General features: G+C 61.9%; 27 protein-coding genes. 4 read left to right on the top strand and 23 right to left on the bottom strand.

Annotation, left to right across the window (positions count from 1 at the left end):
- Positions 1 to 77: 77 nt before the first annotated feature.
- Complete coding sequence (locus tag AC07V8_RS19695; protein ID WP_494679404.1) at positions 78 to 755, top strand: methyltransferase family protein; 678 nt, start codon at positions 78 to 80, stop codon at positions 753 to 755.
- A gap of 25 nt (positions 756 to 780) precedes the next feature.
- Here AC07V8_RS19695 and AC07V8_RS19690 read toward each other — a convergent pair whose 3' ends face one another.
- From AC07V8_RS19690 to AC07V8_RS19595, 20 genes are all read right to left on the bottom strand, one after another.
- Positions 781 to 1,149 carry a glutaredoxin domain-containing protein gene (locus tag AC07V8_RS19690; protein ID WP_494679403.1) on the bottom strand — a complete coding sequence of 123 codons (369 nt, stop codon included), beginning with the start codon at positions 1,147 to 1,149 and terminating at the stop codon, positions 781 to 783.
- Positions 1,150 to 1,329: 180 nt separating this feature from the next.
- Positions 1,330 to 2,202, bottom strand: coding sequence for a pirin family protein (locus AC07V8_RS19685; RefSeq protein ID WP_494679402.1), 873 nt, complete (start codon positions 2,200 to 2,202; stop codon positions 1,330 to 1,332).
- A gap of 173 nt (positions 2,203 to 2,375) precedes the next feature.
- Positions 2,376 to 2,978: a HupE/UreJ family protein gene (locus AC07V8_RS19680; RefSeq protein ID WP_494679401.1), complete on the bottom strand. Its 603-nt coding sequence runs from the start codon at positions 2,976 to 2,978 to the stop codon at positions 2,376 to 2,378.
- Positions 2,979 to 3,049: 71 nt separating this feature from the next.
- Complete coding sequence (gene ureG, locus AC07V8_RS19675; RefSeq protein ID WP_494679400.1) at positions 3,050 to 3,679, bottom strand: urease accessory protein UreG; 630 nt, start codon at positions 3,677 to 3,679, stop codon at positions 3,050 to 3,052.
- A 58-nt stretch (positions 3,680 to 3,737) separates the two neighbouring features.
- A complete protein-coding gene (locus AC07V8_RS19670) occupies positions 3,738 to 4,418 on the bottom strand; it encodes an urease accessory protein UreF (RefSeq protein ID WP_494679399.1) in 681 nt (226 codons plus the stop codon).
- Between the two features lie 25 nt (positions 4,419 to 4,443).
- Positions 4,444 to 4,968: an urease accessory protein UreE gene (gene ureE, locus AC07V8_RS19665; RefSeq protein WP_494679398.1), complete on the bottom strand. Its 525-nt coding sequence runs from the start codon at positions 4,966 to 4,968 to the stop codon at positions 4,444 to 4,446.
- Positions 4,969 to 5,001: 33 nt separating this feature from the next.
- Complete coding sequence (gene ureC, locus AC07V8_RS19660; protein WP_494679397.1) at positions 5,002 to 6,702, bottom strand: urease subunit alpha; 1,701 nt, start codon at positions 6,700 to 6,702, stop codon at positions 5,002 to 5,004.
- Positions 6,699 to 7,010, bottom strand: a complete 312-nt coding sequence (locus AC07V8_RS19655) for an urease subunit beta (RefSeq protein ID WP_494679396.1) — start codon at positions 7,008 to 7,010, stop codon at positions 6,699 to 6,701. Before AC07V8_RS19655 ends, ureC begins: the two co-directional genes overlap by 4 nt.
- Positions 7,011 to 7,024: 14 nt before the next feature.
- Complete coding sequence (locus AC07V8_RS19650; RefSeq protein ID WP_494679395.1) at positions 7,025 to 7,327, bottom strand: urease subunit gamma; 303 nt, start codon at positions 7,325 to 7,327, stop codon at positions 7,025 to 7,027.
- Between the two features lie 81 nt (positions 7,328 to 7,408).
- The gene (locus tag AC07V8_RS19645) at positions 7,409 to 8,296 is read right to left on the bottom strand and encodes an urease accessory protein UreD (RefSeq protein WP_494679394.1); all 888 of its coding nucleotides are present in this window, start codon (positions 8,294 to 8,296) and stop codon (positions 7,409 to 7,411) included.
- Positions 8,297 to 8,302: 6 nt separating this feature from the next.
- On the bottom strand, positions 8,303 to 9,001 hold the full coding sequence (gene urtE / locus AC07V8_RS19640) for an urea ABC transporter ATP-binding subunit UrtE (RefSeq protein WP_211441993.1): 699 nt from the start codon (positions 8,999 to 9,001) through the stop codon (positions 8,303 to 8,305).
- Positions 9,002 to 9,007: 6 nt separating this feature from the next.
- On the bottom strand, positions 9,008 to 9,898 hold the full coding sequence (urtD, locus tag AC07V8_RS19635; RefSeq protein WP_494679393.1) for an urea ABC transporter ATP-binding protein UrtD: 891 nt from the start codon (positions 9,896 to 9,898) through the stop codon (positions 9,008 to 9,010).
- On the bottom strand, positions 9,895 to 11,070 hold the full coding sequence (gene urtC, locus AC07V8_RS19630; RefSeq protein ID WP_494679392.1) for an urea ABC transporter permease subunit UrtC: 1,176 nt from the start codon (positions 11,068 to 11,070) through the stop codon (positions 9,895 to 9,897). Before urtC ends, urtD begins: the two co-directional genes overlap by 4 nt.
- Entirely contained in the window at positions 11,067 to 12,671 is a 1,605-nt protein-coding gene (urtB, locus tag AC07V8_RS19625; protein WP_494679391.1) for an urea ABC transporter permease subunit UrtB, read from the bottom strand. The genes urtC and urtB overlap by 4 nt, the downstream gene beginning before the upstream one ends.
- A 600-nt stretch (positions 12,672 to 13,271) precedes the next feature.
- Entirely contained in the window at positions 13,272 to 14,525 is a 1,254-nt protein-coding gene (urtA, locus tag AC07V8_RS19620) for an urea ABC transporter substrate-binding protein (protein WP_494679390.1), read from the bottom strand.
- 446 nt (positions 14,526 to 14,971) lie between these two features.
- On the bottom strand, positions 14,972 to 16,054 hold the full coding sequence (locus tag AC07V8_RS19615; protein ID WP_494679389.1) for a calcium:cation antiporter: 1,083 nt from the start codon (positions 16,052 to 16,054) through the stop codon (positions 14,972 to 14,974).
- Between the two features lie 131 nt (positions 16,055 to 16,185).
- Complete coding sequence (locus AC07V8_RS19610) at positions 16,186 to 16,761, bottom strand: hypothetical protein (RefSeq protein WP_494679388.1); 576 nt, start codon at positions 16,759 to 16,761, stop codon at positions 16,186 to 16,188.
- 7 nt (positions 16,762 to 16,768) lie between these two features.
- On the bottom strand, positions 16,769 to 17,713 hold the full coding sequence (gene dapA, locus AC07V8_RS19605; RefSeq protein WP_494679387.1) for a 4-hydroxy-tetrahydrodipicolinate synthase: 945 nt from the start codon (positions 17,711 to 17,713) through the stop codon (positions 16,769 to 16,771).
- Between the two features lie 72 nt (positions 17,714 to 17,785).
- Positions 17,786 to 18,016, bottom strand: coding sequence for a hypothetical protein (locus AC07V8_RS19600; RefSeq protein ID WP_494679386.1), 231 nt, complete (start codon positions 18,014 to 18,016; stop codon positions 17,786 to 17,788).
- A 267-nt stretch (positions 18,017 to 18,283) separates the two neighbouring features.
- Positions 18,284 to 19,075: an AraC family transcriptional regulator gene (locus AC07V8_RS19595; RefSeq protein ID WP_494679385.1), complete on the bottom strand. Its 792-nt coding sequence runs from the start codon at positions 19,073 to 19,075 to the stop codon at positions 18,284 to 18,286.
- Positions 19,076 to 19,160: 85 nt separating this feature from the next.
- Here AC07V8_RS19595 and AC07V8_RS19590 point away from each other — a divergent pair, with 85 nt between their 5' ends.
- Entirely contained in the window at positions 19,161 to 19,415 is a 255-nt protein-coding gene (locus AC07V8_RS19590) for a hypothetical protein (RefSeq protein ID WP_494679384.1), read from the top strand.
- Here the strand turns inward: AC07V8_RS19590 and AC07V8_RS19585 are convergent.
- On the bottom strand, positions 19,357 to 20,301 hold the full coding sequence (locus AC07V8_RS19585) for a LysR family transcriptional regulator (protein ID WP_494679383.1): 945 nt from the start codon (positions 20,299 to 20,301) through the stop codon (positions 19,357 to 19,359). The two genes, AC07V8_RS19590 and AC07V8_RS19585, sit on opposite strands and share 59 nt — an antisense overlap.
- A 112-nt stretch (positions 20,302 to 20,413) precedes the next feature.
- Between AC07V8_RS19585 and AC07V8_RS19580 the strand changes: the two genes are divergently transcribed.
- Entirely contained in the window at positions 20,414 to 21,985 is a 1,572-nt protein-coding gene (locus tag AC07V8_RS19580) for an MFS transporter (protein ID WP_494679382.1), read from the top strand.
- An 11-nt stretch (positions 21,986 to 21,996) separates the two neighbouring features.
- On the opposite strand, the gene AC07V8_RS19575 is transcribed toward AC07V8_RS19580, so the two are convergent.
- Together AC07V8_RS19575 and AC07V8_RS19570 are read right to left on the bottom strand one after the other, a co-directional pair.
- Positions 21,997 to 22,695: an N-acetylmuramoyl-L-alanine amidase gene (locus AC07V8_RS19575; RefSeq protein ID WP_494679381.1), complete on the bottom strand. Its 699-nt coding sequence runs from the start codon at positions 22,693 to 22,695 to the stop codon at positions 21,997 to 21,999.
- Positions 22,692 to 23,645 carry a LysR family transcriptional regulator gene (locus AC07V8_RS19570; protein WP_494679380.1) on the bottom strand — a complete coding sequence of 318 codons (954 nt, stop codon included), beginning with the start codon at positions 23,643 to 23,645 and terminating at the stop codon, positions 22,692 to 22,694. The genes AC07V8_RS19575 and AC07V8_RS19570 overlap by 4 nt, the downstream gene beginning before the upstream one ends.
- Positions 23,646 to 23,865: 220 nt before the next feature.
- Here AC07V8_RS19570 and AC07V8_RS19565 point away from each other — a divergent pair, with 220 nt between their 5' ends.
- Positions 23,866 to 24,789 carry a DMT family transporter gene (locus AC07V8_RS19565; RefSeq protein WP_494679379.1) on the top strand — a complete coding sequence of 308 codons (924 nt, stop codon included), beginning with the start codon at positions 23,866 to 23,868 and terminating at the stop codon, positions 24,787 to 24,789.
- The last annotated feature ends 873 nt before the right edge of the window (positions 24,790 to 25,662 follow it).

Genomic DNA, 25,662 nt, shown 5'->3' with positions numbered 1-25,662 from the left:
GCTCTGTCGAATTCACCTCAATTTAGCCTACGCATCGACGCCAGGATTTACCGGGCGGATAGGACTATCATTGCGCAATGAATCAGCTCAATATCCGCGCACTGCGAGCCAGCGTGCTTGGCGCCATCGCCCTGGCGGCCCTGCTTTTCATCCCGGCGGGGACCCTGGATTATTGGCAGGGATGGCTGTTCATGGCGGTCTTCGTGGGCGCATCCTCCGCCGTCACGGTATATCTCGCAATCAAGGATCCTGAACTCCTTGAACGGCGCATGAGCGCGGGGCCGACGGCCGAGAAGGAGCGTACGCAAAAAGTCGTGATGCTCATTGCGATGGCGGGATTCATTGCCTTGATTGTTGTTCCCGCCCTCGACCATCGTTTCGGCTGGTCGCCGGCGCCGCCCTATGTGTCGCTGGCAGGAGACGCGCTGGTCGGATTCAGTTTCCTGCTGGTGTTCATGGTGTTCAAGGCCAATACCTACGCCGCATCGACGATCCAGGTCGCCCAAGGGCAGCAGGTCATTTCGAACGGGCCGTACGCGCTGGTGCGGCATCCGATGTATGCCGGCTCGCTGCCGCTGCTGATCGGCATGCCGCTGGCGCTGGGCTCGTGGCTGGGATTGATCGTGCTGCTGCTGTTCATGCCTGCGCTTATCTGGCGGCTGCTGGACGAGGAAAAATTCTTGCGGAAGAACCTGGCGGGATATGCGGACTATTGCCAGGAAGTCCGCTATCGTCTGCTGCCTTATATCTGGTAGCCGCCTTAACGCACAGGCCCTAAGCTCAGTCGGCAATCATCCGCGCAAACTCGCCGCTATCGATCAGGCGCTGCAAGTCGGTTGCGCCGCCTACCAGCACACCCTTCACGAATATCATCGGGAAAGTCGGCCAGCCGGTCCACATCTTGAGGGCGTTGCGGCGCTTCCACTGACCCAGGTAGCTGCCGTATTCAAGATATTTATAGGGAACGGAAATCGCATCCAGCGTCTTGCGCGCCTTGCGCGGAAAAGGGTTTTGCGTCATGCCGACCACGACCACCTTGTTGCCGGCAATTGCTTCCTGCACTTCGCGGACGATGTCGGCATGCTTGTCGGCGATGGTCTGGCGGATGGCGGGATGGATCTGGGCTTCATCAAGGACGTTGCGGGTCATATTGGCTTTCCAGGTTGGTATCGCGTTGCTGCTGCAACAGGAGCTGAATCGTCTCACATTATCGGCCGGTTCGGAGTTTGGGTCGCAGCGTCCGCAACAAGGGCCAGGTGAATCTGGCGATGAATGCCATCTGATTCTAGTTAAAATATCAATAGCAAATGACTACTGGCATGCCTGCTCTCAGGCTGTCGGCAGTGGAATCCATTCAGGGTCGCCCGGCACCGGGTCGAAACGCTGCTCGCGCCAGTTCTGCTTGGCGGTCTCGATCAGCTCAGACTTGCTGGCGACGAAGTTCCACCAGATCAAGCGCGGGCCGTCGACAGGCTCGCCGCCCAGCAGCATGACCTGGGACGCCTCGCTGGCAACGATGCTTACCGCTACGTCCGGCTGCAATACCGCCAGCACGCCCAGTTCCAGCGCTTCGCCATCGACGGTGACGCTGCCGCTGGCGACGTACACGGCTTGCTGCGGATATTCCGGCGCCAGCGTGAATTGCGCGCCGGCGTTCATTTCAGCGGCCACGTACAAGGTCGGCGAACTGATCTTGACCGGCGCTTCCTGGCCGAAGGCGCGGCCGGCGATCACGCGCAACCGGTAGCCCTCGCCCTGGATCAAGGGCAGGCTGGCGGCCGGGTGATGGGCAAAGGCCGGCGCGCATTCTTCATCGGCCAGCGGCAGCGCCACCCAGGTCTGGATGCCGTGCAGGCGCCAGCCGTCAGCGCGTTGCGCGTCGGGCGTGCGTTCGGTATGGACGATGCCGCGGCCGGCGGTCATCCAGTTGACGTCGCCGGGGATGATTTCCTGGTCGTTGCCGAGGCTGTCGCGATGGCGGATTGCGCCCTCGAACAGATAGGTGACGGTGGCCAGGCCGATATGCGGATGCGGCCGCACGTCTATGCCCTGGCCGCTGGCGAATGCGACCGGCCCCATGTGGTCGAAAAACAGGAACGGGCCGACGCTCTGGTGGTGGCCGGCGGGCAGTACGCGGCGCACGACCAGTTCGCCCAGATCGCGGGCGCGTCCCGGAATGCGGTAGGCAATCGATGAAGTCATGATGTATCCAGTCTGAATAGGCAAAATCGGCAGATGAGACCTTAGCATATTTGCATGCGCCTGGCGGCGGACAAAAAAGGCCAGCTTGTCTCGCAATCCATTGCGGAACAAGCTGACCCTTATTCTAATCTTGGTGATCGCCGCATGCTGCCGGCGTCATACGATCTGGATTTTTAGAGCGCCCCGCTCAGCAGGCAGCCGCCGACCGCTGCAATTGCGATGCCGCCTACGCGCACTGCCTGCGCCGCCATCTTGCGGCTGGCGACCAGTCCGAGCGCCAGGCCCGACAGATGCAGCAGGGCGGTGGCGGCGACAAAGCCGGCGCCATACCAGAGTGCAGATGCGCCATGCGGCAATTCGCTGCCGTGGGCATAGCCATGGAACAAGGCAAATACCGACACCACGGCGGCGCCGGCCCACAGCGGCATGCGGATGGCGAAGGCGATCAGCAGGCCGAGCACGGCGACCGAAGCAGCGATGCCGGTTTCGACGCCCGGCAGCACGACGCCGGCCAACGCCAGCAAGGCACCTGCCATCATCATCAGGGGAAACGCCAGCGGCAATACCCACAGCGCGGAGCGCTTGTTTTGCGCCGCCCACAGGCCGACCGCCAGCATTGCCAGCAAATGGTCGAGGCCGCTGAACGGATGCGCGAAGCCATCGTTGAAGCCGAAGGCGTCGGGATGGCCGGGATGGGCCAGGGCAGAGCCGACGCCAAGTACGGCAACGGCCAAGGCACTGATGCGGCCGCTGGTTTTTGCGGATAAATGGGGCATGGCGAGCTCCTGTGAGAAGGTAAGAAAATGAATCTGTACGAACGCTTGTTTGGGTTGCTTATTTTGGTTGCTTATTTTGGTTGATCAAGCAGCCCTTGCCTGCGGATAAAAGCGATCACTTGCTCGACGCCGTCGCCGCTGCGCAGGTTGGTGAAAATGAAGGGCCGCTCGCCGCGCATTTTTTTGGCGTCGTGCGCCATCACGTCCAGATTGGCGCCCACATAGGGCGCGAGGTCGGTCTTGTTGATGATCAGCAGATCGGAGCGGGTAATGCCGGGGCCGCCCTTGCGCGGGATTTTTTCGCCGCCGGCGACGTCGATCACGTAGATGGTCAGGTCCGACAGTTCGGGGCTGAAGGTGGCGGCCAGGTTGTCGCCGCCGGATTCCAGCAGGATCAGGTCCAGGTTGGGGAAATCCGCGCTCATGCGCGCGATCGCTTCCAGGTTGATCGAGGCGTCTTCGCGGATGGCGGTGTGCGGGCAGCCGCCGGTCTCCACGCCCATCAGGCGTTCCGCCGGCAGCGCATCGGCGCGCAGCAGGATCTCCATGTCTTCCTTGGTGTAGATGTCGTTGGTGATGACGGCCATGTCGTAGTGGTCGCGCATGCCCTTGCACAGCATTTCGCACAGCGCGGTCTTGCCGGAACCGACCGGGCCGCCGATGCCGACGCGCAGGGGATTGGAAGTGGAGGAAGTGCTCATTTTCAGATTCGCTTAAAGAATAGTGGGTGTTTGGTTTCAGGAGCAATTCAGGAACAATTCAGGAACGAAACAGGCGGCTATACTGTTCTTCATGCTGCATCGATAGCAGCGACAGGCCGGGCGCCCAGTTGCATAATTCGTGATCGGCCAGCCGCTGCGCGCGCTCGGCGGCCGCCTGCAGTTCCGCCTGCAAGGAAAGCAGCAGGCGCTGGCCGGCGACCTGCCCAAGCGGAATGGTCTTGACGCACACCAGCACCTGGTTTTCGGCCCAGGAAAACAGCATGCCCAGCAAGGCGGCCTCGTGCGGCACTTGCAAGGCCACCGCCGCATAGGCGTAGGCGGTCGGCAGCGGCAGTTCCGGCTGCGCCTGCAAGATGGCCAGCAGGGCAACGTCGCCGATCTGTAATTCGATCGCCAGCTTGCCCAGCGAATAGCCCATCTGTATGGTTTCGGCGCGGAACTCGGCGCTGTCGCGGGCGGCGATGAAGCGTTCGGTCCAAAGCTGTACGGCGGCGCCGTCGCGCTGCTCGAAGGCCTGCAGCAGACGCCATGTCACGGGTGCTTCAAACAGCGCAACCACTTGCTGCAAATGCTCGCAGATCCAGCCATGCGCCGATGCCGCATCCTTGACCCAGCCTTTGTCGATGGCGCTCTCCAGCCCTTGCGAATAGCTGTACGCGCCTATCGGCAGCGACGGGCTGGCCAGTTGCAGCAGGTGGAGCAGTGCGGTCGCCTGCATATCGTGCATTCGCTTGGGTGAACGTTCAGTTGCCGGCGTCATCGCCAGGGCGATGGATTTTCTGGCGCAGCGGCACCGGCGCCAGCAGGTTGTCGTGATGGTGGTGATGGCCGCCGCCGTGTCCATATGCGCCAGACTCCGGCTCGAAGGCCGCCAGTTCTTCTATCACCTTGGCCTGCAAGCCTTCCAGCATTTCCCTCAGCACCGGGTCCTTGCGTATGCGCAGGAAGCCGTCGCCGACATGTGCCTGCGTATGGCGGTTGCCGAGGTGGAAAGCGCAGCGCAGCAGATCGTGCGGATTCTGGCATTCGATGCGGTAGGTGGCTTCGGCAGCCGCCAGCACCTTGACCACGCGCTGCCTGCCGCTGTCGTCCGCGCCCTTGATCAGGTCGCCATGGCGCAGCACCGTGCCGCGCACGGTGAACACGCCGACTTCCTCGCCGTTGCTGAGTGTCGCGCGCAGGCGGCTCTTTTCACGCAGGTCGTAGGGCAGGATCAGCTCGCCTTCGATCAGGTCGGCGTGTTCTACTTTGGTGTTGAGGATGAGCATCTTGTGCCGTCAATGTGGGAATAAAAATCGGAATCAGAACAGGAAATAACGCTGCGCCATCGGCAGCACGCTGGCCGGCTCGCACACCAGCAGCTCGCCGTCGGCCCGCACTTCATAGGTCTCCGGATTGACTTCCATGTGCGGCGTGGCGCTGTTGTGGATCATGTGATGCTTGCGCAGGTGGCGCACGTCCTTGATCGGCAGCACCGGCTTGTTCAGCTTCAGGCGTTCGCCGATGCCGTCGTCGTAGGCTGCTTGCGAAACAAAGGTCAGCGAAGTCTTGAGGCCGCCGCCGTAGGCGCCGAACATCATGCGGTAGTGCACCGGCTGCGGCGTCGGAATGGACGCATTCGGGTCGCCCATCTGCGCCGCCGCGATCATGCCGCTCTTCAGGATGGTGGATGGCTTGACGCCGAAGAAGGCCGGCTTCCACAGCACCAGGTCGGCGATCTTGCCGACTTCGATCGATCCCACCACGTGCGAGATGCCGTGCGTGATGGCTGGATTGATGGTGTATTTGGCAATGTAGCGCTTGACCCGGAAATTGTCTGCCCTACCGCTATCTTCCGGCAGCGCGCCGCGCTGGACTTTCATCTTGTGCGCGGTCTGCCAGGTGCGCATGATGACTTCGCCGACCCGGCCCATGGCTTGCGAATCGGAAGACATCATGCTGATGGCGCCGATGTCGTGCAGGATGTCTTCGGCGGCGATGGTCTCGCGCCGGATGCGCGATTCGGCGAAGGCCACGTCTTCCGCAATCGCCGCATCCAGGTGATGGCAGACCATCAGCATGTCGAGATGTTCGTCCAGGGTGTTGACGGTAAACGGCCGGGTCGGGTTGGTGGAGGAAGGCAGCACATTGCTGTTGCCGACCGCGGCGATGATGTCCGGCGCGTGGCCGCCGCCGGCGCCTTCGGTATGGAAGGTGTGGATGGTGCGGTCCTGGAACGCCGCCAGCGTATGCTCCAGGAAACCGCCTTCGTTCAGGGTGTCGCTATGGATGGCTACCTGCACATCCATGCGGTCGGCCACGCTCAGGCAGTTGTCGATGGCAGCCGGGGTCGAGCCCCAGTCTTCATGCAGCTTGAGGCCGATGGCGCCGGCGCGCACCTGTTCTTCCAGCGGGCCGGGCAGGCTGATGTTGCCCTTGCCGAGGAAACCCAGGTTCATCGGGAAGGCATCGGCGGCCGACAGCATCGCATGCAGGTGCCAGGGGCCGGGCGTGCAGGTAGTGGCGAAGGAGCCCGCGGCCGGGCCGGTGCCGCCGCCCAGCATGGTGGTGACGCCGCTCATCAGGGCTTCTTCCATCTGCTGCGGGCAGATGAAATGGATGTGGGTGTCGATGCCGCCGGCGGTGACGATCTTGCCTTCGCCGGCAATGATCTCGGTGGCGCCGCCGATCACCATGGTCACATCCGGCTGGATGTCGGGATTGCCGGCCTTGCCGATGGCGGCGATCTTGCCGCCCTTGATGCCGATGTCGGCCTTGACGATGCCCCAGTGGTCGACGATGACAGCGTTGGTGATCACCGTGTCCATGACGTCGCGGTGCATGCGCTGCGACTGGCCCATGCCGTCGCGGATCACCTTGCCGCCGCCGAACTTGACTTCTTCGCCGTAGGTGGCGTAGTCCTGTTCTATCTCGATGAACAGTTCTGTGTCGGCCAGGCGGATGCGGTCGCCGGTGGTCGGGCCGTACATTTCCGCATAAGCGTGCCTTGATATCTTGCTCATTTTTTTAGTGTCCCCATGACCTTGCCGTTGAATCCGAAGACGATGCGGCCGCCCGCCAGTTCCACCAGTTCCACCGTGCGCTTCTGGCCCGGCTCGAAGCGTACCGCGGTGCCGGCGGCGATGTTGAGCCGCATGCCGTAGGCATCCTCGCGCTCGAACAGCAAGGCCGGGTTGACTTCGTAAAAATGAAAGTGCGAGCCGATCTGGATCGGCCGGTCGCCGCTGTTGGCTACTGTGACAGCGTGAACGCGGCGGCCGACGTTAAGTTCGATGTCGCCGGACTGGATCTGCATTTCTCCTGGGATCATGGGAGTGCTCCAAACTATGGAATCGGGTGATGCACGGTGACCAGCTTGCTGCCGTCCGGGAAGGTGGCTTCGACCTGGATGTCGGGAATCATTTCGGCGATGCCGTCCATGACGTCGGCCCGGGTCAGTATCTTGCTGCCATAGGACATCAGCTCGGCCACGCTCCTGCCGTCGCGCGCGCCTTCCATGATGGCGGCGCTGATCATGGCGACCGCTTCCGGATAATTCAGCTTGAGACCGCGCGCCAGGCGCCGCTCGGCCAGCAGGGCGGCGGTGAAAATCAGCAGCTTGTCCTTTTCTCGTGGCGTCAGATCCATGTCGTTCTTTCTTTACGATGACTTTGATTGCTGGTGGACAGGGTGGTGTTGCGTTGTATCACGGCCCGCGGCGCCGTCATATCAGGTGTTCCAGATACGCGGTATATGCGCCGCATGCCCCAGTAATTCAGGACGCAGCATTTGCCAGGCCTGCATCATCCATTGCCTTGCCAGTTCGCTGGAATGCCCGAGATGGCGTAATGCCAATACCGATTTCATCTGGCTGGCGCCGACGCTGGCGCGGCCGTCCGACAACTCGCTGGCGCAATCGCGCAGCTGCTGCACAAAGCTGGCCGGGAATACCTTGCCGGCCACTATCAGAGTGGCGCACACGGTGCAATCCGCCAATCCCAGCCGGCTCTGCATGGCAGTGCTGCCGCCGCTTAGCGCGCCTTGCTCAAACCACAATAATTTGCCGTCGCGGCGGATGCCGGTCTGCTGCGAGATGCGGCCGCTGTTGAACGACTCGCCCGAGGCGGTGCGGCCGAAACACAGGATCTCGCCGCCGATATAGCGGGCGTCGCCCTGCAGCTCGACCTGATGTTCCAGCGCGACTTCGGCGCGGTCGAAAAAAATGGTTTCCTGCGGCAGCCACTCCAATGCTGCGCCGTCGGCAACCTGCAACCGCACCTGCTGCTGCGAGAGCTTGCCGTTGGCCTGGTACCACTTGGCGGCGCCGGGCGTTGTCAGGAAAGCATGGGCGCGTTCGCCGACGCTGGCCTTGATCGTCAGCTCGTCGCCGCCGACCACGCCGCCGGGCGGATGGACGATGATGGCGTGGCAGATCGAAGGATGTTCGGGATACAGCGCTTTTTGCACGCGCAAGGGACCGTAATGGGCGCGCTCCAGCAGGCGCGTGGTGCCGTGGTCATCGCCAAAGCCCAGCGACAGCCAGGCCTGGCTGGCCTTGTTGTGAAAATGTTCAGCCGGCAGCGCATCCGGCAGCGTTGAAACAGTCAAATTATCCATGCGGAACTATACCGCCAAGTGTCGTTTCACGCTGTCGTCATCCATGGCTGCCTGGCTGCCGGCAGCCACCACCTCGCCGCGCGACAGCACCACGAAATTGTCTGCCAGGTCGCGCGCGAAATCGAAGTACTGCTCGCACAGCAGGATGCCGATGTTGCCGCGTTCGCGCAGCAGGCGGATCACGCGTCCGATGTCCTTGATGATGGAGGGCTGGATGCCTTCGGTCGGTTCGTCCAGGATGATCAGCTTGGGTTCCGCCAGCAGGGCGCGGGCAATCGCCAGCTGTTGCTGCTGGCCGCCGGAGAGGTCGCCGCCGCGCCGCTGCAGCATTTCCTTCAGTACTGGGAACAGCTCATACACTTCTTCCTTGATCAGCAAGGCCTGCTTGCCGGATTTGGTGGCCATGCCCATCAGCAGGTTTTCTTCCACCGACAGGCGGGCGAATATTTCGCGCCCCTGCGGCACGTAGGCAATCCCCAGCGCGGCGCGCTGGTGCGGCTTCAGGCTGGTGATGTCGCGCCCTTCCAGCATGACCTTGCCGCTGGCGCTGGGCAGCACGCCCATCAGGCATTTCAGCAGGGTGGTCTTGCCGACGCCGTTGCGGCCGAGCAGGGCCAGGCACTTGCCTTTTTCCAGCGACAGCGAGATGCCGCGCAAGGTGTGCGAGGAGCCGTAGTACTGATTCAATTGGTCAACGTTTAACATTTTTACCTAGCGTCCAAGATAGACTTCGATTACCCGCTCGTCGGCCTGGACTTCCGACATCTTGCCTGCCGCCAGCACCGAGCCTTCATGCAGCACCGTGACCTTGCCCTCTTGCGCGATCTCGGCGACAAAGCCCATGTCGTGCTCGACCACCATGATCGAATGCTTGCCGCGCAATTCGTTGAGCAGTTCCGCCGTGCGCGCCGTTTCCGCATCCGACATGCCTGCCACCGGTTCGTCCAGCAGCAACAGCTGCGGCTCCTGCATCAGCAGCATGCCGATTTCCAGCCATTGCTTCTGCCCGTGCGAGAGCAGGCCGGCCAGCCGCCGTTCGTTGCCGTTGAGGCGGATCAGGCGCAGGCAGGCGTCGATCTTGTCGACCTGTTCCGAACTCAGGCGCGAAAACAAAGTGGTCTTGACGCGCTTATCCATCTTCATCGCCAGCTCCAGGTTCTCGAACACGGTGTGCTGTTCGAACACCGTCGGCCGCTGGAATTTGCGGCCGATGCCGGCGTGGGCGATGTCGTACTCGGTCAGCTTGGTCAGGTCGATGCTCTGGCCGAAGAAAGCAGTGCCAGCGCTGGGGCGGGTCTTGCCGGTGATGACATCCATCATGGTGGTCTTGCCGGCGCCGTTGGGACCGATGATGCAGCGCAGTTCGCCGACCGAGATATCCAGGTTGAGGTTGTTCAGGGCCTTGAAGCCGTCGAAGGACACCGTGATGTTTTCCAGGTAGAGGATGGCGCCGTGGGTGGTGTCGACGCCTTCCGGCTTGATCCGCGCATACGAGGTGCCGTAGTCGGCGTGGAGCGCGTTGTCGACCTTGTCCGATGGCTGCGCCGGGTCATAAATAGGGCTAATGCGCGGGCTGATGCGCGGGTTGATACCTTGATTCATGCCGCCTCCTTGCTGCCGCTGGTTTCAGCCTCAGGCTGACTTGCGGGTTTGCTTTTCAGTTTGCTTTTCAGATTCGCCGCCAGTCCCAGGATCCCTTGCGGCATGAACAGCGTCACCAGGATGAAGATCAGGCCCAGCGCATACAGCCACAGGTCAGGAAAGGCGCCGGTGAACCAGCTCTTCAGGCCGTTCACCGAGAAGGCGCCGATGATCGGACCCACCAGCGAGCCGCGGCCGCCGACTGCGGCCCAGATCACCATCTCGATCGAATTCGCCGGCGACATCTCGGAAGGATTGATGATGCCCACCTGCGGCACATACAAGGCGCCGGCGATGCCGCACAGTACCGCCGACAAGGTCCAGACAAACAGTTTGAACCAGAGCGGGTTGTAGCCGATGAACATCAGGCGCGATTCGGAATCGCGCACTGCTTGCAGCACCCGTCCCAGTTTCGAGGTCACGATCCAGCGGCACAATACCAGCGCGCCGAGCAGGAAGGCCAGCGTGATCAGGTACAGCACCGCCTTGGTCGACGGCGCCGTAATCGAGTAGCCAAGGATGCGCTTGAAATCGGTAAAGCCGTTGTTGCCGCCGAAGCCGGTATTGTTGCGGAAGAACAGCAGCATGAAAGCGAAGGTCATCGCCTGGGTAATAATTGAAAAGTAGACGCCCTTGATGCGCGAGCGGAAGGCGAAATAGCCGAACACGAAGGCCAGCAGGCCCGGCACCAGCACCACCAGCGCCATGCAATACCAGAAGTTGTCGGTCAGCGACCAGAACCAGGGGTAGGTCTTCCAGTCGAGGAACACCATGAAGTCCGGCAGGTTGCTTTGATAGACGCCATCGCGGCCGATGGCCCGCATCAGGTACATGCCGTGGGCATAGCCGCCCAGCGCAAAGAACACACCGTGGCCGAGCGAGAGGATGCCGGTATAGCCCCACACCAGGTCCAGCGCCAGCGCCGCCATCGCGTAGCACATGAACTTGCCGACCAGCGCCACCGTGTAGCTGGAGATGTGCAGCGCATGACCGGCCGGGAACGCCAGATTGAGAATCGGCAGCAGCGCCAGGATTACGCAGCAGACCACGATGCCGGTCCAGGCTGGACGCGAGAACAATGGCGTGCGCAGCGGCGTCTTCGCCATGGAGATTTGCATGGATGCGGATTTCATTCGACGCTCCTGCCTTTCAGCGCAAACAGGCCTTGCGGGCGTTTCTGGATGAAGACGATGATGAACACCAGGATCGCGATCTTGGCCAGCACCGCGCCCGCCATCGGCTCCAGGAATTTGTTGACTTCGCCCAGACCGAAGGCGGCGATGACGGTGCCGGCCAGCTGGCCGACGCCGCCCAGCACCACCACCATGAAGGAATCGACGATATAGCCTTGTCCGAGGTCGGGGCCGACATTGCCCAGCTGCGACAGGGCGACGCCGCCGAGGCCGGCGATGCCGCAGCCGAGGCCGAAGGTCATCATGTCGATCTTGCCGGTGGAGACGCCGACGCAGGCAGCCATGCGGCGGTTCTGCATGACCGCACGGACGAACAGGCCGAGCCGGGTCTTGTTCAGGATTAGCCACACCGCCAGCACCACGAACAGCGCAAAGAAGATGATCACGATGCGGTTATACGACAGCACCAGCGAGCCGAGCACCGTGACGCCGCCCGACATCCAGCCGGGGTTGGCGACTTCGACGTTCTGGGCGCCGAAGATCGAGCGCACGGTTTGCATCAGGATCAGGCTGATGCCCCAGGTGCAGAGCAGGGTTTCCAGCGGCCGGCCGTAGAGCCAGCGCAGCACCAGCCGTTCCAGCACGATGCCGACGGCGGCGGTGACGATGAAGGCGGCCGGCAGGGCGGCCAGCAGGTAGCCGTCCAGCGCCGCCGGAAAGTATTGGCGAAAGAGCAGCTGGCACATGTAGGTGGTGTAGGCGCCTATCATCAGCAGCTCGCCGTGCGCCATGTTGATGATGCCCATCAGGCCGAAGGTGATCGCCAGCCCCAGCGCGGCCAGCAGCAGCACGCTGCCGAGCGAGATGCCGTAGAACACCTTGCCGATGAAATCGACCGTGGCCAGGTGGCGGTCCAGCACGCCGAGGGTGCGCACGGCTTCGATGCGGACGGCGGGATCGGCTTCGATGTAGCTGCCGTCGGGATTCTTGTTGAGCAGGTTTTGCAGGGCCGGGCGGATGTTGGCGTTGGTGCTGCCAGCCAGCGTCTGCACTGCGGCTTTGCGGGTGGCGGCGTCGGGCGAGTGGAGGTTGGCGGTGGCGATGACCTGTTGCAGGATGTCCTGGATCTCGGGGTCGCTCTCTTTATGGAGTGCTGTGCTGATCAGCGGGATCTGGGCTGGATCGGCGGTTTTCATGAGGTCGGTGGCGGCGGCGATGCGCAGCTTGCGGTTGGGCGAGAACAGCTTCAGCCCCGAGAGGGCGCCTTCGACCACGCCGCGCAGGCGGTTGTTGACGCTGATGCCGTCGGCGTCGTCCGGGGTGGGCAGGGTCTGGCCGGTGGCGGGGTTGAATGCCTTGGTATCGTCGACGATGAGGACGGTGCCGTCGGGCCGGACGTAGAGGGCGTCGGTGTTGAGGGCATTGAGGATCCTGAGGGCGTCGTCATTGGCCAGTGCGGCGATCTGGTTGACGGCGGCGATGCGGGCGTCGGGGTCGTCGCCAGCCAGCGGCTTGAGCAGCGCGGGGTCGATCGCAGCCTGCGCCAGCAAAGCATGCAGGCAGAGCGCACTGGCAATAAGGATTCTCTTTGAAATTTTCATCAGTCTTTTTTATCGCCACCTGAAAAACAGTATTAGCGCCACCTCGAAAGTAGTTTTAAAACCACCTCCAAAGCAGTTAAATGGGGTCAGAGTTTTTTTTCGCGGCTTTTGCGAAAATTACTCTGACCCCATTTAACGGGCTACGGAGTACATTCGGCAACATGCGAAGAACGGTCAGTGGGTGCTAAAACGGTTACTACTCCGTGGAAGCTAGCCGGGGGTAGCCCGGCAGCTACTTACTTTCTTTTGCTTCGCCAAAAGAAAGTAAGCAAAGAAAAGGCGACCGCACAGCCGTTGCCCGCCTTCGGCGGGTCCCCAAATCCGGCGCGTGTCGGCCGGGTGGGGGACAAACTCGCCTTCGGCTCAAACATGTCCCCCACAATTCCCGGCTGACACGCGCCGGATTTGGCAACGTCAGCATGCGGGGTACTTCAAAAGCAACAGCAACGGCAACCCCAACGTCAAAAGCAACCCCACGGAGTTAAATGGGGTCGGAGTTTTTTTACGGCAGCCTTATCGCCGTAAATTACTCTGACCCCACACACGGACCACAGAGTACATACAGTCGCCTCGCCTTCAAAATCCCAACCTTGCCAACCATCAGAGCTTCTGCTTCCCCTCATTCCCCGGAATATAAGGACTCCAAGGCTGCGCGCGGATCGTGGTTTTGGTTTTGTTGACTACGTTGAACTGTCCGTCTGCCTTGATCTCGCCGATCATCACCGGTTTGTGCAGGTGATGGTTGGTGGCGTCCATTTCCAGTTCATAGCCGGACGGGGCTTTGAATTTCTGGCCGGACATGGCGGCGATGACTTTGTCGGTGTCGGTGGATTTGGCTTTTTCTACGGCTTGTTTCCACATGTAGATGCCGACATAGGTCGCTTCCATCGGGTCGTTGGTGACGACGGTGGCGGCGTTCGGCAGGTTCTTGGCTAATGCGTAGGCTTTCCATTTCTTGATGAAGGCCGTATTCACCGGATTCTTGACCGATTCAAAATAGTTCCAGGCCGCCAGGTGGCCGACCAGCGGCTTGGCGTCGACGCCGCGCAATTCTTCCTCACCCACCGAGAACGCCACTACCGGCACGTCGGTGGCTTTCAGGCCGGCGTTGCCCAGTTCTTTGTAGAACGGCACGTTGGAGTCGCCGTTGATGGTGGAGATCACCGCGGTCTTGCCGCCGGCGGAGAATTTCTTGATGTTGGCGACGATGGTCTGGTAATCGGAATGGCCGAACGGGGTGTACACCTCGTCGATGTCGCTATCCTTGACGCCCTTGCTGTGCAGGAAGGCGCGCAGGATCTTGTTGGTGGTGCGCGGATAGACGTAGTCGGTGCCCAGCAGCACGAAGCGTCGGGCAGCCCCGCCTTCTTTCGACATCAGGTATTCGGTGGCAGGGATCGCTTGCTGGTTAGGCGCGGCGCCGGTGTAGAACACGTTTTTCTCCAGCTCTTCACCTTCATATTGCACCGGATAGAACAGCAGGCTGTTGAGTTCCTTGAACACCGGCAGCACCGATTTGCGCGATACCGAGGTCCAGCAGCCGAACACCACTGAAACCTTGTCCTGCGAAATCAGCTGCCGCGCCTTCTCGGCGAACAGCGGCCAGTTGGAAGCCGGGTCGACCACTACCGGTTCCAGTTTCTTGCCCAGCACGCCGCCATTGGCATTGATCTCGTCGATGGCCATCAAGGCCACGTCTTTCAACGAGGTCTCGGAAATCGCCATGGTGCCGGACAAGGAATGCAGGACGCCTACCTTGATCGTATCCGCGGCAAAGGCGGACGGTAGCCAGGAACTGGCGGCAAGGGCGAAAGCGCCGAGTGCGGTGGCTTTCAGAAGGGTGCGACGTGACATGATTTTTCTCTCCCTGTAGTGAACGACGAATAAGCATGAACCCGGAACAAAATCGAACAAGAAAGCAGCGAGCCCTATGGCAGCAGGCATGGAGCCGGAATGCGGGGACTACCACATGCCTATAGCAGAATGCATGCCAATGGCCTGGCAAGGCAGGTAGCGGGGATTTTTATACCCAGGCTTAAATTTGAGCGGGCCGGCGGGGCCGCAGGGAAAGGCTTTGCGCCCGGATTTGGTGAAAACGGTTTTTGCTGCGGAACAGGCGCACCAGCATGGTGCCAACAAAGAAACAGGCGCCCGGCTGGCGGCGGTGGCTGCAAATACGTACAGAAGTCAGGAGATTTGACAGGCGGGGAGAGGCGCGCCGTCAGGAGATTTCGGAAATCATGCTGGCGGAGTTGGCTCGCGCCAACCCCGCGATGGAAGTGCGGGGGATTTTGAGGCGATCAAGGCACAATCGTGGTGAACAGGTAGACCGCGAATATCACCAGGTGCACCGTGCCCTGCATCACCGTGGTGCGGCCGGTGCCGAGCGACAGGGTGGCGACGATCAGCGACAGCAGCAACAGCACGGTGGACTTGATATCCAGGCCAAGCGTCAATGTCCAGCCGGTGGCCAGCGAAACGATCGCCACCGCCGGAATGGTCAGGCCGATGCTGGCCAGCGCCGAACCCAGCGCCAGGTTGAGGCTGGTCTGCAGGCGATTGGCGCGCGCAGCCCGCACCGCAGCCAGTCCTTCCGGCAGCAGCACCACCGCGGCAATGATGATGCCGACCAGGGTCTTGGGCGCGCCGACGCTTGCCACCGCTGTCTCCAGGGCTGGCGCCAGCGATTTCGCCAACAGCACTACTGCGCCCAGGCAGACCAGCAGCAGCGCGCCGGCAGCGGTCGCTACCTTGGCTGACGGCGGCGCCGCGTGGACGTCTTCGTCGTTGACTGCTTCTTCCGGCAAAAAATAGTCGCGGTGGCGCACGGTCTGCACCAGCACGAAGGTGCCGTACAGTATCAGCGAGATGACGGCGATGAACGCCAGCTGGCTGGGGCTGTAGAACGGTCCGGCGGCGGTCGAGGTGTAATTCGGCAGCACCAGCGTCAGCACCGCAATTGCCGCCAGCGTCGCCAGCGAGGCGCTGACGCCCAGCAGGCCGAAACTTTGTTCCCGGTGGCGGCTGGCGCCCACCAGCAGGCAGATGCCGACGATGCCGTTGAGGATGATCATGATGGCGGCAAACACGGTGTCGCGCGCCAGCCCGGTGGTTTCTTCGCCGCCGGCCAGCATCAGCGAAACGATCAGCGCCACCTCGATCAGGGTCACCGCCAGCGCCAGCACCAGCGTGCCGTAGGGTTCGCCGACCCGGTGCGCCACCACTTCAGCGTGGTAGACCGCCGCCAGCACGCTGCCGAGCAGGCCGGCTACCAGCAGCAGTGTATAGAAGCCGCCCAGGCTGAAGCTGGCGCCGCCCAGCAAAAGCCAGCCGGCGATCGGGGCCGCGATGGACCATATAGGGAGTGTCGAGGAAATTTTCATAAGGCGATTGAACACGTATCAAGCTTTTTTTGCAAGCATTGTGTGCATCGCCTGCGTATGCCGGCGCCAGGCGGTTTTGATGCCGCCGCTGCTATCCGCTTGGAATACTGCCTGAATACAGCCGCCGGCCGTCAGGCGCAGGCGCTGCAGCAGTGGCCGTAGAGCGCCTGGTACAAGGCGCCGAGCGAGGCGTCGTCCCTTTTTGTCGCCGACAGATGAAGAAAACGCAAGCTGGCGATGCTGGCCGAGAGGGCTGACATGACTTGCTGGCCGGCCGGGCTGTCGTCGATCAGCGCGACGAGCGGCAAGCCCGGCCTGAGCGTGCTGGCAGCCTGCATGCTGGCGGCCAGCAGCCCGTCCGCTTGACTATCCTCGGCGGTCACGGCAAACAGGGCCAGGTCGGCGTTGGCCAGGGCGCCGCGCGAGCCGGCGTCATCGTATTTCGGCAGGTGGACCAGGATGTCGTGATAGCTGCTTTTGGCGGCGGCCAGTTCGGCGCCGATATCCTTGGCGGCGATGCTGCGGATTTCCGCGCCAGTCTTGATCGCCGTCGCCAGCCAGCCGGCCTGCGGCATTTTCGGATTTTGATAAACCAGCAACACATTGCGGCCGGCGCGTGCACGCCGCCGTGCTATCGCGGCGGCCAGCGAAGTTGCTATATCGGTTGAGGCGCTGGGCACATGTTCAGAAGCGATGGTCAGGATCATGAATGGCTCATCTCACCAGTCCTAGCTGCCGGGATCTGCCGCTGATGGAAAATTCCGGCTTCTCGATTTTCATCGCAAACGGCAGCGCCAACAGATCGTCCAGCGCGCGCGCCAGCTTGACCCGGCCGACCGCCGACATCGGCGTCATCGGCAAGCGCAGCTCATCCTGGATGTGGCCCTGCAGCGCCAGCGCGGCTTTCACCGGCGCCGGGTTGGGTTCGGAAAACAGCAGCTGGATCACCGGCAGCAGCTGCTTGAACAGTGCGCGCGCACGCTCGATCCGACCGGCCCGCACCAGCTCGAACAGGCGCACGAACAGATCCGGCCGGATATGCGCGGCAGCGGAAATCGCGCCATGCGCGCCCAGGCAGAGGGTGTTGAACAGCATGGCGTCGTCGCCGCACAGGATTTTCAGATTGCTGCGGTGGACCAGCTCCATGGTCTGCGTCAGGCTGCCGCCGCATTCCTTGATGGCGACGATGTTCGCGTGGCGTTCCAGCGCGATCACCGTGGCCGGCTCGATATTGACGCCGGCGCGTGCGGGGATGTTGTACAGCACGACCGGGCTGTGCGCGGCGGCGGCGACGGCTTCAAAGTGCAGCTGTATGCCTTCCTGCGACGGCCTGACGTACGACGGCGCCGAGACCAGGAAGCCGGCCGGCTGCAGGGTGTTCAGATGGCTGATTTTTTCAGCGACGGCGCGGGTGTCGCTGCCGCCGATGCCCATCAGCACCGGGCAGCGCTCTTGCACTGCTTCCATGACGCCGCACAGCAGCTTGTCTTGTTCATGCTCATTCAGGGTGGCCGCTTCGCCGGTGGTGCCGCACACTACCAGCCCGTGTATGCCGGCGCCGGACAGGCTCAATGCCAGTTGCTGAGCGCCGTGCAGATCCAGCTTGCCCTGGCGGAAAGGCGTGACAAGAGGAACCCAGATACCTTCAAAGGTGGTCATGATGTTCTGATTTCAGTAAGAGTTGAGAATGTTTGCCGCAGATTTCTGTTGCAATGAAAGCACGCATTGCGCTTATGCAGGCAGCATGGGAGTGATGCGGCCGAACTCGGCCTGCGGCAGGGCGCGCATGATGTTGCCGATGACGGAGTCTATCGATTTTTTGTTCAGGCACAGCCAGAATTTCATCTTGCTGGCGTGGTCCACCGGTTTGACGCGCATGTAGACCATGAGGTCGCCGCAGGTGCTGACGATCACGCGGCGCAATTCAGATACCGATGCCGCATCGACCGTGATGAGCATCATGAAATCTTTTTGCGTAGGGAGATGTTGGCGACGGCGGAGCGGGAAAGGCAAGACGGCGGCTTGCATTTTTTTTGATACTGCATCCGGAAGCAATGAGAAATGCCATGTCGATGCTGCTGAAATTACCTGATTCATAGAAGGATTCTACTGGTCGTTTTGGTAGTTACAGATTAGCAGCGTCGACGTAAAGATTCTCTAAAAAGGGATGCCGCCGCTGTAAACGCGGCGTAAAAATGGAAAGCATCTGTTGATTTCGGCAAAAGGAAATCAACCTGCTTTTTCAGAGAGATATCTGCTCGGCGAGACACCCAGTGCGCGGCGGAACATGGCGATGAACGCGCTCAGGCTGTCATAGCCCAGCTCAAGCGCGATGCAGGTCACCGGCTTCCCGGCGGCCAGCAGTTCCAGCGCGCGCAGCAGCCTGGCGCGCTGGCGCCACTCGGACAAGGGCATGCCGGTTTCGGCGGTGAAGCGGCGCGTCAGCGTGCGCGGCGCGATGGCTGCCCATTGCGCCCATTGCAGCAGGGTGCGGTTGTCGGCGGGATCGTCGGCGATGGCCTGGGCGATTTTTTTCAGGCGGCGTTCCGCCGGCAGCGGCAGCGCCAGTTTCTCGCCGGGCAGGGCGACGATCTCATCGAGGATCACCGCCAGCACGCGCGCTTGCGCGGCTTCAAGCTGGAGCGCCGCGGACCAGCCGGCCGCGCGCAGCACGGCGGCGCGCAACAGGGCGGAAACCCGGATCACCAGGGCGCGCGCCGGCAGCTGAACCTGCGCGGCAGCTACATACACGCTCCAGCCGTCGAAGGGGCCATGCGAGCGCAGGCTGTGCGGATGACCGGGCGGTACCCAGATCGCATGGCTGGGCGGCACCACCAGCCGTTCCTGGTCGGTGTCTATGGTGAGCAGGCCGCTGTTGGCGGCGATCAGCTGGCCGCGCGCGTGGCTGTGGCGCGGCGTAGTGCGGAAGTCATCGCTGCGGCAGGTCACCGCAATGACGCCAGGCCCGTCCTGCGCGTTGCTGCGGGCGGCGTCCAACAAGGGCTGTGGATTGGCTTGCATGCGACATATTATGGCTTAACCTCGCAAGCCGCGCCAGGAAGGGGCTCGCATACTGACGGCTCTCTCTCTTAATGGAAAGCACATCATGCGCGCACAAGACCTACTCCCCGATCAGCTCGACAGCCGTGAATTCAATGGCGCCGTCGTGCGCAAAGGCACGGTCGGGGCCTTCCTGGCCAACGCCAGGGTTTTTCTCGATCCGGCTGCTTCGGCCGCGGACCGGCAGGAAGCCGAAGTCCATATGACCGAAGCGATAGCCGCACTCGATGCGCTTGGCGTCTTCACTCTGTTCGAGATCCGCGATCCGGCCTTGCGCGCTTTCGTGGCGCGGCAGCGCTAGCGGCTGGCACGCTGGCATGCAGGAAATCGACAAACACGCGCAAGCGCGGCAGCATGTGGCGGCTGGATGGCCATAGCACCGAGAAGCTGCCATGGCTGATCGCGTAGTCGTCCAGCACCGTGCGCAGGCGGCCGTCGGCCAGCGCTTCCTGCACCACGAACGAGGGCAGGTAAGCCAGGCCGAGGCCATTGATGGTGGCCGCCAGCAGGGCTTCGATGTTGTTGCAGGTCAGGGTTGCCGGCAGCCTTAGCTCGGGCGCGTCGTGTTCACTGCGCAGGGCCCAGTCCTGCAGCTTGCTGCTGGAGAGGAATTTATAACGCAGGCAGGCGTGCCGCAGCAGGTCTTGCGGCCGTTGCGGCTGGCCCCGGCGGTGCAGATAGCCGGGCGCGGCGCAGATCATGAAGCTGTACGGCCACAAGGTGCGCGCCATCAGGCGCGAGTCGGCCAGGCTGCCGCTGCGGATCACGGCATCGAAGCCTTCTTCGATGACATCCACCATGCGGTCGCTGAAGTCGAGGTCGAGTTCGACTGCCGGATAGGCTTGCATGAAGGCCGACAGCTGCTTGCTGAGCAGCCGGTAGCCGATCGCAGGCAAGCTGACCTTGAGGCGTCCGCGCGGCGTTTCGGTGGACTTCAGCAACTCGTTTTGCGCGTCTTCGATATCGTCCAGGATGCCGCGGCAGCGCTCGAAAAACAGTGCGCCTTCATCGGTCAGCCGGATTTGCCGTGTGCTGCGGTGAAACAGGCGCACGCCCAGTTTCGCCTCCAGCCGCGCAATGCTTTTGCCGATTGCCGAAGCCGATACGCCGAGCTGGCGGCCGGCCGCCACGAAGCTGCTGGTTTCGGCGGCTTGCACGAAGGCGGCCAGGCCGCTCAGGCTATCCATGTGGGCTCTCCATTGAGGATATTTTGTCCGCATATAGCGGACATTTGAGTGATTTAAACATGATTAAAGCCACTATATCATTCAAAACACTCACTCGGAAAAGGAAGCCGTCATGCGCAATACCCGGAACGACAACGACATGCGACACCCGCTACAGCGATTGCTGGCGCTGGGCGCAGTCTGCCTGGCGGCACTGACGATGCCGCTCAGTTTTACCGGTCCTGCGGTAGCGATGCCGGCGATCGCCAAGGCGCTGGGCGGCAGTCCGATCGCCCTCAACTGGATCACCAATGCCTTCATGCTGGCGTTCGGCAGCTGTCTGATGGCGGCCGGCGCGCTGGCCGACAGTTACGGCCGCAAGCGTTTGTTCGTCGTCGGCGTCGCTGCGTTTGCCTTGAGTTCGCTGGCGCTGGCATGGGCCCCGGACATCCTCTGGCTGGATCTGTTGCGGGCGCTGCAGGGCGTGGCCGGCGCTGCCGCTTTTTCGGGCGGCGTGGCGACCCTGGCGCAAGAGTTCGACGGCCATGCCCGCACCCGCGCCTTCAGCTTGCTCGGCACCACTTTCGGCGTCGGCCTGGCGTTCGGGCCGGTGCTGGCCGGCGTCCTGGTTGAACGCTTCGGCTGGCGTTCCGTCTTCCTCGGCGTGGCCGCGCTTGCCGCGCTGGCGCTGGCGGCGGGCCTGCGCTGCATCAGGGAGTCGCGCGATCCCGGCGCCAGCGGACTGGACTGGCCGGGCGCCATCAGCTTTACCGCCGCCCTGAGCTTGTTTACCTACGGCGTGCTGCGTATTCCGGAAGGCGGCTGGAACAGCCGGCCGACCTTGCTGCTGCTGGGCGGCTCGCTGTTGTTGCTGGCCGCCTTTGCCGTGATCGAACAGCGGGTGCGGCGGCCGATGCTGGATCTGTCGCTGTTGCGCTATCCGCGCTTCGTCGGCGTCCAGTTCCTGGCGGCCGCTCCTGCCTATTCCTATGTGGTGCTGCTGGTATTGCTGCCGATGCGTTTCATCGGCATCGAAGGCTACAGCGCGATGCAGGCGGGGCAGATGATGATGGCGCTGTCGGCGCCGATGCTGGTGCTGCCGTTTATCGCCGGCATGCTGGCGCGCTGGATTTCCGCCGGCGTGATCTGCGGCGCCGGTTTGCTGATCTGCGCCGCCGGCCTGCTGTGGCTGGCGCAGATCGGTCCAGGACAGGCGCCGGCTTCACTGTTGCTGCCGATGCTGACCATAGGGCTCGGCATCAGCCTGCCATGGGGTTTGATGGATGGCCTGGCGGTCAGCGTCGTGCCGAAGGAGCGGGCCGGCATGGCTACCGGCATCTTCAGCACCACACGGGTAGCGGGCGAGGGCGTAGCGCTGGCCATCGTCGCGGCCATCCTTGCCGCGCTGGTGCAAGCGCGCCTGCACGGCTTGCTGCCCTCGGCGCCGCCGCGGATGGCGGAAGCGGCGCAACGGCTGGCCATGGGCGATATGCCGCAGGCTTTGCAATTGCTGCCGCAAGCCAGCCAGGCGGTATTGGTTCAGGGCTATGGCGATGCCTTCCATGTCCTGCTGTACATCCTGGCCGGGATCACGCTGCTGTCGGCGGCGATGGTGTTCGGCTTTCTCAGCCAGCCGCACATGCCGGCGGCTGGCCGGATCGATGCGCTCAATGCGCTCCATGCGGACGAAGCCGAGGCCGCCTGATGCACAGCCGCTCAATGCGGCGCCGGCAAGCACTGGCGGATGCCGCTGGCGATAGCGTCGGCGGCGCGCTCGGCAAACCGCCGGGTCGCCAGGCGCGGTTCTTCGTCGGGATTGGCCAGCACGCCGGCCTCCATCAGCAGCGCCGGCGATTCCGCGGTTTTCAGCACCACCAGATCGTCAAAGCGGTGTATCCCCAGGGTGCGGTCGATCAAGGGCCGGTTTTCACCGCGAATCGGGGTGGCGTGGTACAGCGAGGGATGTTCGCCGATGGCCAGCATATTGCGGCTGATGTCTTTGGCGCAATCCAGGCTGCGCCCATAGTACGGCTTGCTGGCGGAAACGAACAGCGCATAGCCGGAAAATTCACGGCTCCTGCCGGCGTCGAGCCAGGCTTGCTGCATCGAGTCATGGTGGATGGAGATGAACAGCGCGGCGCCGCTGCTGTCTTTGGTGCGCGCTTGCAGGGAAGCCGGCGCGCCGGCCGCGGCGACATCGATGGCGCTTACGCCCTTGGTGCGCAAGGCCATGACCAGGGCGATGGCCAGTTGCCGGTTGAGATCGAATTCACGCTTGCCGGCGGGACCGATGGCGCCGGGTCTTTCAGCGGTGTGGCCGGTGTCGACGATGACCTGTTGCGCGCTGCAGGTGGCGCTCAGCACGTACAGGCAGGCCGGCAACAGCAGCCGCTGGCGCACATGGGCAAGCGTCATGTGCTGACCGCCAGCCGCGGCCGTTCCGCCGGCTTCAGGTCTGCTGCCAGATGCTGCACAAGATAATCGATGAACACCCGCATCTTGGGGGCCAGATAGCGCGTCGGCAGATATTGTATGTAGGCCGTGCCCTGGTAGGCGGAGACGAATTCCCACTCGCTCAGCAGCACTTTCACCAGGCCTTGTTCGATCGCGCCGCGCGCCGTGAAGTAGGGCAGGCAGGCGATCCCCAGGTGTTGCAGCACGCCTTGCAGCCGCGCTTCGCTGTGGTTGACGACGTAGCGGCCGCTGATCCTGACGATGGTGGCTTCGCCCTTGCGCAGGAAGCGCCAGTCGGCGTCGCCCGGGTTTTCTCCCAGCGACAGGCAGCTGTGGCCGCACAAGTCTTGCGGCTGGCGCGGCGTGCCATGCCGCGCCAGGTATTCGGGGGTCGCGCACAGCACCTGCGCCACCGACATCAGCGGCCGTGCCGCCAGTCCTTCAACCGGATTGCGGGTGATCTGGATCAACAGGTCGGCATCGTCGTCGAGCAGGTTCAGCTGGCGATCGTTGAGGATCAATTGCATGTCGACTTGCGGATATTTTTCCAGGAACCCCGGCACCAGAGGCGCCACCACCGCCTTGCCGAAGGCCTTCGGCATGCCGACCCGCAGCAGGCCGCGCGGCGCCGCGACGAATTTATCGGCAACCTCCATCGCCGCCTTGGCGGCGTTGACCATTTCCTGACAGCGCTGGAAAGCTTCGTTGCCGGATTCGCTCAGGCGCAGCTTGCGGGTGGTGCGCTCCAGCAGCCTGACCGCCAGGGCCTGTTCCAGCCGCGACACCTGGCGGCTGACAGCCGAGGGCGTCATGCCCAGCTCCGACGCCGCGGCGGAGAAACTGCCGGTTTCCACCACGCGCACGAACACCGCCATATCCGGCATCAGCTTGATGTATCGATGATTGCTCATTTATTCCCGTTGGGTACAAGTGTTGTTCCGAGCCGATAGATTATCGTATTTGCCCAAGTAAAACATAATAGGCGCTAGCGCAGAGTACGCTGATTATTCTCCTGACTTGCCGTTTTATCCTAGGCGATTTGCCTTTTGGTTTCGTCCGGCCCCCACGCCGGACGGAACTTTTTTTTCCACCGGTCCCACCGGCCGCCGCCGCCGGCCCCAGCCAGAGTAAATGCCATTGCCGTCATCCTCTCCCGCCTCGCCGACAAAGAAAATCTGGATCGCCGACTTGCTGCTGTTGCTGGTCGCAGTGGTCTGGGGCAGCAGCTACGGTGTTGCCAAACAGGCCCTGGCTTTTTATCCGGTGCTGGGCCTGCTGGCGCTGCGTTTCGGCATGACGTTTCTGCTATTGCTGCCCAGCCTGCGTCAGCTGATGCAGCCGCATGGCAGGGCGGCCTTGCGCGCGGGATTGCCGTTAGGGGCGATCTTGCTTGCGATATTGACATGCGAAACCTTTGGCGTAGCGCTGACCAAGGCGTCCAATGCAGCTTTCCTGATCAGCCTGTGTGTCGTATTTACGCCACTTGTCGAATGGCTGGTGATGGCGCGGCGCCCAAGCGGCAGCGCTTTCCTGATGGCGTTTGTCTCGCTTTTCGGCACCTGGCTGCTGACTTACGGCAGCAGTTTGACATTCAATCTGGGCGACGGCCTGATGCTGGTCGCCGCCGTGCTGCGCGCTTTCATGGTGTGCATGACCAAGCGCCTGACGCAAAACCGGAACATGTCGACGCTGGCGCTGACGGCTGTGCAATCCGGCGTGGTCGGGCTTGGCTGCCTGCTGCTTGCCGCCTTGTTCCTGCAAGGCGGGCTGCCGTCCTTGCCGAGTGCTGCCGGTTTCTGGATAGCGACGCTGTACCTGGTTTTGTTTTGCACCATCTTTGCCTTCTTTGCGCAAAACTACGCCGTCCGCCAGAGCGATCCCACCCGGGTTTCTCTGCTGATGGGAAGCGAGCCGGTGTTCGGCGCGCTGTTCGCCGCCTTCTGGCTGGGCGAGCAGCTCAGCCTCTTGTCCTGGATCGGCGGCGCGCTGATCGTCGCCGCCACACTATGGGCGAGCTTGCCGCGTTCGATATTTGTCGCGCGGCTGGCAAAATAAATGCACGTCGCCATGTAACATCTGGAGCGGGATATCGCGCCGCATTTAACTGAATAATTTCGTCTTTTCCGCAATGGACGCCGGCGTTTTCCGGAGGATGAAAATATGCTTGTCGTTAGCGATAACATCGCAATCTCCCATCCTGCAGCCGGATTCCGGCTGCATCAATCATGCGGCGCATCGTTTGACATTTGAATTTCGATGTGCACATTCGCGCTTTATCAGATGCCAACTAAATGACCCAAGGCAGACAAAAGGCTCTAATAAATTCTGTTTACATGTGCCTGCGGCTGTCATATTATTAGTCCCATCAACTATACAGACCTGTATGTATATAAGCAATTTTTCATAGTGCCGAAGATAGTCAAGAAGCAGAAATTTGATGTTTTATATCCAATTGATGTTTCTGCGGCGCTTATAAAAACGATAAAAATTAATTAGTAAATCATTGGCTCGGTATCTGCTTGTGCGAGAAGAACCCTGCCGATCTTTACGGAGACGAATACAGCAAGCATGTCTTTGTCGAGATATGCGTTTGGCCCAATATCCTCGGTGCTCCCGCCGTTTGTTCCGCCTGCTCCCCGCGGGCGGAACGTTTTTTTTCCAGCTGTTGGCGCTGCCGGCGCCCGCTTGTTCTAAACATATGTAAAACAGTCGATGAATAAAATTTTTATCTGTCGGAAAACGCAAACGAAATACGCGATTCGATAGAAGAAAATATCAGTTTATTCTGTATTGCCACCTAGAAATAAATGATTTATTCTGATTCATCGAAAAAGCATATTGAAGTTGTTGGAACAGGATGCATAGCGTTGATTTTTTACACGGCACTCGCTCCAAAAGAGTAATCGGTGCTGCTGTTAATCCTCAAGA

The organism is Collimonas sp. GW821-FHT02H07 (assembly GCF_059421505.1).
This window is presented reverse-complemented; position numbering and strand designations above follow the sequence as displayed.

What these genes read in the sequence shown, in the direction of transcription:
- AC07V8_RS19650 (WP_494679395.1), bottom strand. Translation starts at nt 7,327, where the DNA reads ATGGATCTGACGCCACGAGAAAAGGACAAGCTGCTGATTTTCACCGCC.
- ureG (WP_494679400.1), bottom strand. Translation starts at nt 3,679, where the DNA reads ATGAGCACTTCCTCCACTTCCAATCCCCTGCGCGTCGGCATCGGCGGC.
- AC07V8_RS19600 (WP_494679386.1), bottom strand. Translation starts at nt 18,016, where the DNA reads ATGATGCTCATCACGGTCGATGCGGCATCGGTATCTGAATTGCGCCGC.
- urtA (WP_494679390.1), bottom strand. Translation starts at nt 14,525, where the DNA reads ATGTCACGTCGCACCCTTCTGAAAGCCACCGCACTCGGCGCTTTCGCC.
- AC07V8_RS19585 (WP_494679383.1), bottom strand. Translation starts at nt 20,301, where the DNA reads ATGGATAGCCTGAGCGGCCTGGCCGCCTTCGTGCAAGCCGCCGAAACC.
- AC07V8_RS19590 (WP_494679384.1), top strand. Translation starts at nt 19,161, where the DNA reads ATGCGCGCACAAGACCTACTCCCCGATCAGCTCGACAGCCGTGAATTC.
- AC07V8_RS19655 (WP_494679396.1), bottom strand. Translation starts at nt 7,010, where the DNA reads ATGATCCCAGGAGAAATGCAGATCCAGTCCGGCGACATCGAACTTAAC.
- AC07V8_RS19695 (WP_494679404.1), top strand. Translation starts at nt 78, where the DNA reads ATGAATCAGCTCAATATCCGCGCACTGCGAGCCAGCGTGCTTGGCGCC.
- urtC (WP_494679392.1), bottom strand. Translation starts at nt 11,070, where the DNA reads ATGAAATCCGCATCCATGCAAATCTCCATGGCGAAGACGCCGCTGCGC.
- AC07V8_RS19610 (WP_494679388.1), bottom strand. Translation starts at nt 16,761, where the DNA reads ATGATCCTGACCATCGCTTCTGAACATGTGCCCAGCGCCTCAACCGAT.
- AC07V8_RS19670 (WP_494679399.1), bottom strand. Translation starts at nt 4,418, where the DNA reads ATGCAGGCGACCGCACTGCTCCACCTGCTGCAACTGGCCAGCCCGTCG.
- AC07V8_RS19615 (WP_494679389.1), bottom strand. Translation starts at nt 16,054, where the DNA reads ATGAAAATTTCCTCGACACTCCCTATATGGTCCATCGCGGCCCCGATC.
- AC07V8_RS19565 (WP_494679379.1), top strand. Translation starts at nt 23,866, where the DNA reads ATGCCATTGCCGTCATCCTCTCCCGCCTCGCCGACAAAGAAAATCTGG.
- ureC (WP_494679397.1), bottom strand. Translation starts at nt 6,702, where the DNA reads ATGAGCAAGATATCAAGGCACGCTTATGCGGAAATGTACGGCCCGACC.
- AC07V8_RS19680 (WP_494679401.1), bottom strand. Translation starts at nt 2,978, where the DNA reads ATGCCCCATTTATCCGCAAAAACCAGCGGCCGCATCAGTGCCTTGGCC.
- urtE (WP_211441993.1), bottom strand. Translation starts at nt 9,001, where the DNA reads ATGTTAAACGTTGACCAATTGAATCAGTACTACGGCTCCTCGCACACC.
- dapA (WP_494679387.1), bottom strand. Translation starts at nt 17,713, where the DNA reads ATGACCACCTTTGAAGGTATCTGGGTTCCTCTTGTCACGCCTTTCCGC.
- AC07V8_RS19580 (WP_494679382.1), top strand. Translation starts at nt 20,414, where the DNA reads ATGCGCAATACCCGGAACGACAACGACATGCGACACCCGCTACAGCGA.
- AC07V8_RS19575 (WP_494679381.1), bottom strand. Translation starts at nt 22,695, where the DNA reads ATGACGCTTGCCCATGTGCGCCAGCGGCTGCTGTTGCCGGCCTGCCTG.
- ureE (WP_494679398.1), bottom strand. Translation starts at nt 4,968, where the DNA reads ATGCTCATCCTCAACACCAAAGTAGAACACGCCGACCTGATCGAAGGC.
- AC07V8_RS19690 (WP_494679403.1), bottom strand. Translation starts at nt 1,149, where the DNA reads ATGACCCGCAACGTCCTTGATGAAGCCCAGATCCATCCCGCCATCCGC.
- urtD (WP_494679393.1), bottom strand. Translation starts at nt 9,898, where the DNA reads ATGAATCAAGGTATCAACCCGCGCATCAGCCCGCGCATTAGCCCTATT.
- AC07V8_RS19685 (WP_494679402.1), bottom strand. Translation starts at nt 2,202, where the DNA reads ATGACTTCATCGATTGCCTACCGCATTCCGGGACGCGCCCGCGATCTG.
- AC07V8_RS19570 (WP_494679380.1), bottom strand. Translation starts at nt 23,645, where the DNA reads ATGAGCAATCATCGATACATCAAGCTGATGCCGGATATGGCGGTGTTC.
- AC07V8_RS19595 (WP_494679385.1), bottom strand. Translation starts at nt 19,075, where the DNA reads ATGCAAGCCAATCCACAGCCCTTGTTGGACGCCGCCCGCAGCAACGCG.
- urtB (WP_494679391.1), bottom strand. Translation starts at nt 12,671, where the DNA reads ATGAAAATTTCAAAGAGAATCCTTATTGCCAGTGCGCTCTGCCTGCAT.
- AC07V8_RS19645 (WP_494679394.1), bottom strand. Translation starts at nt 8,296, where the DNA reads ATGGATAATTTGACTGTTTCAACGCTGCCGGATGCGCTGCCGGCTGAA.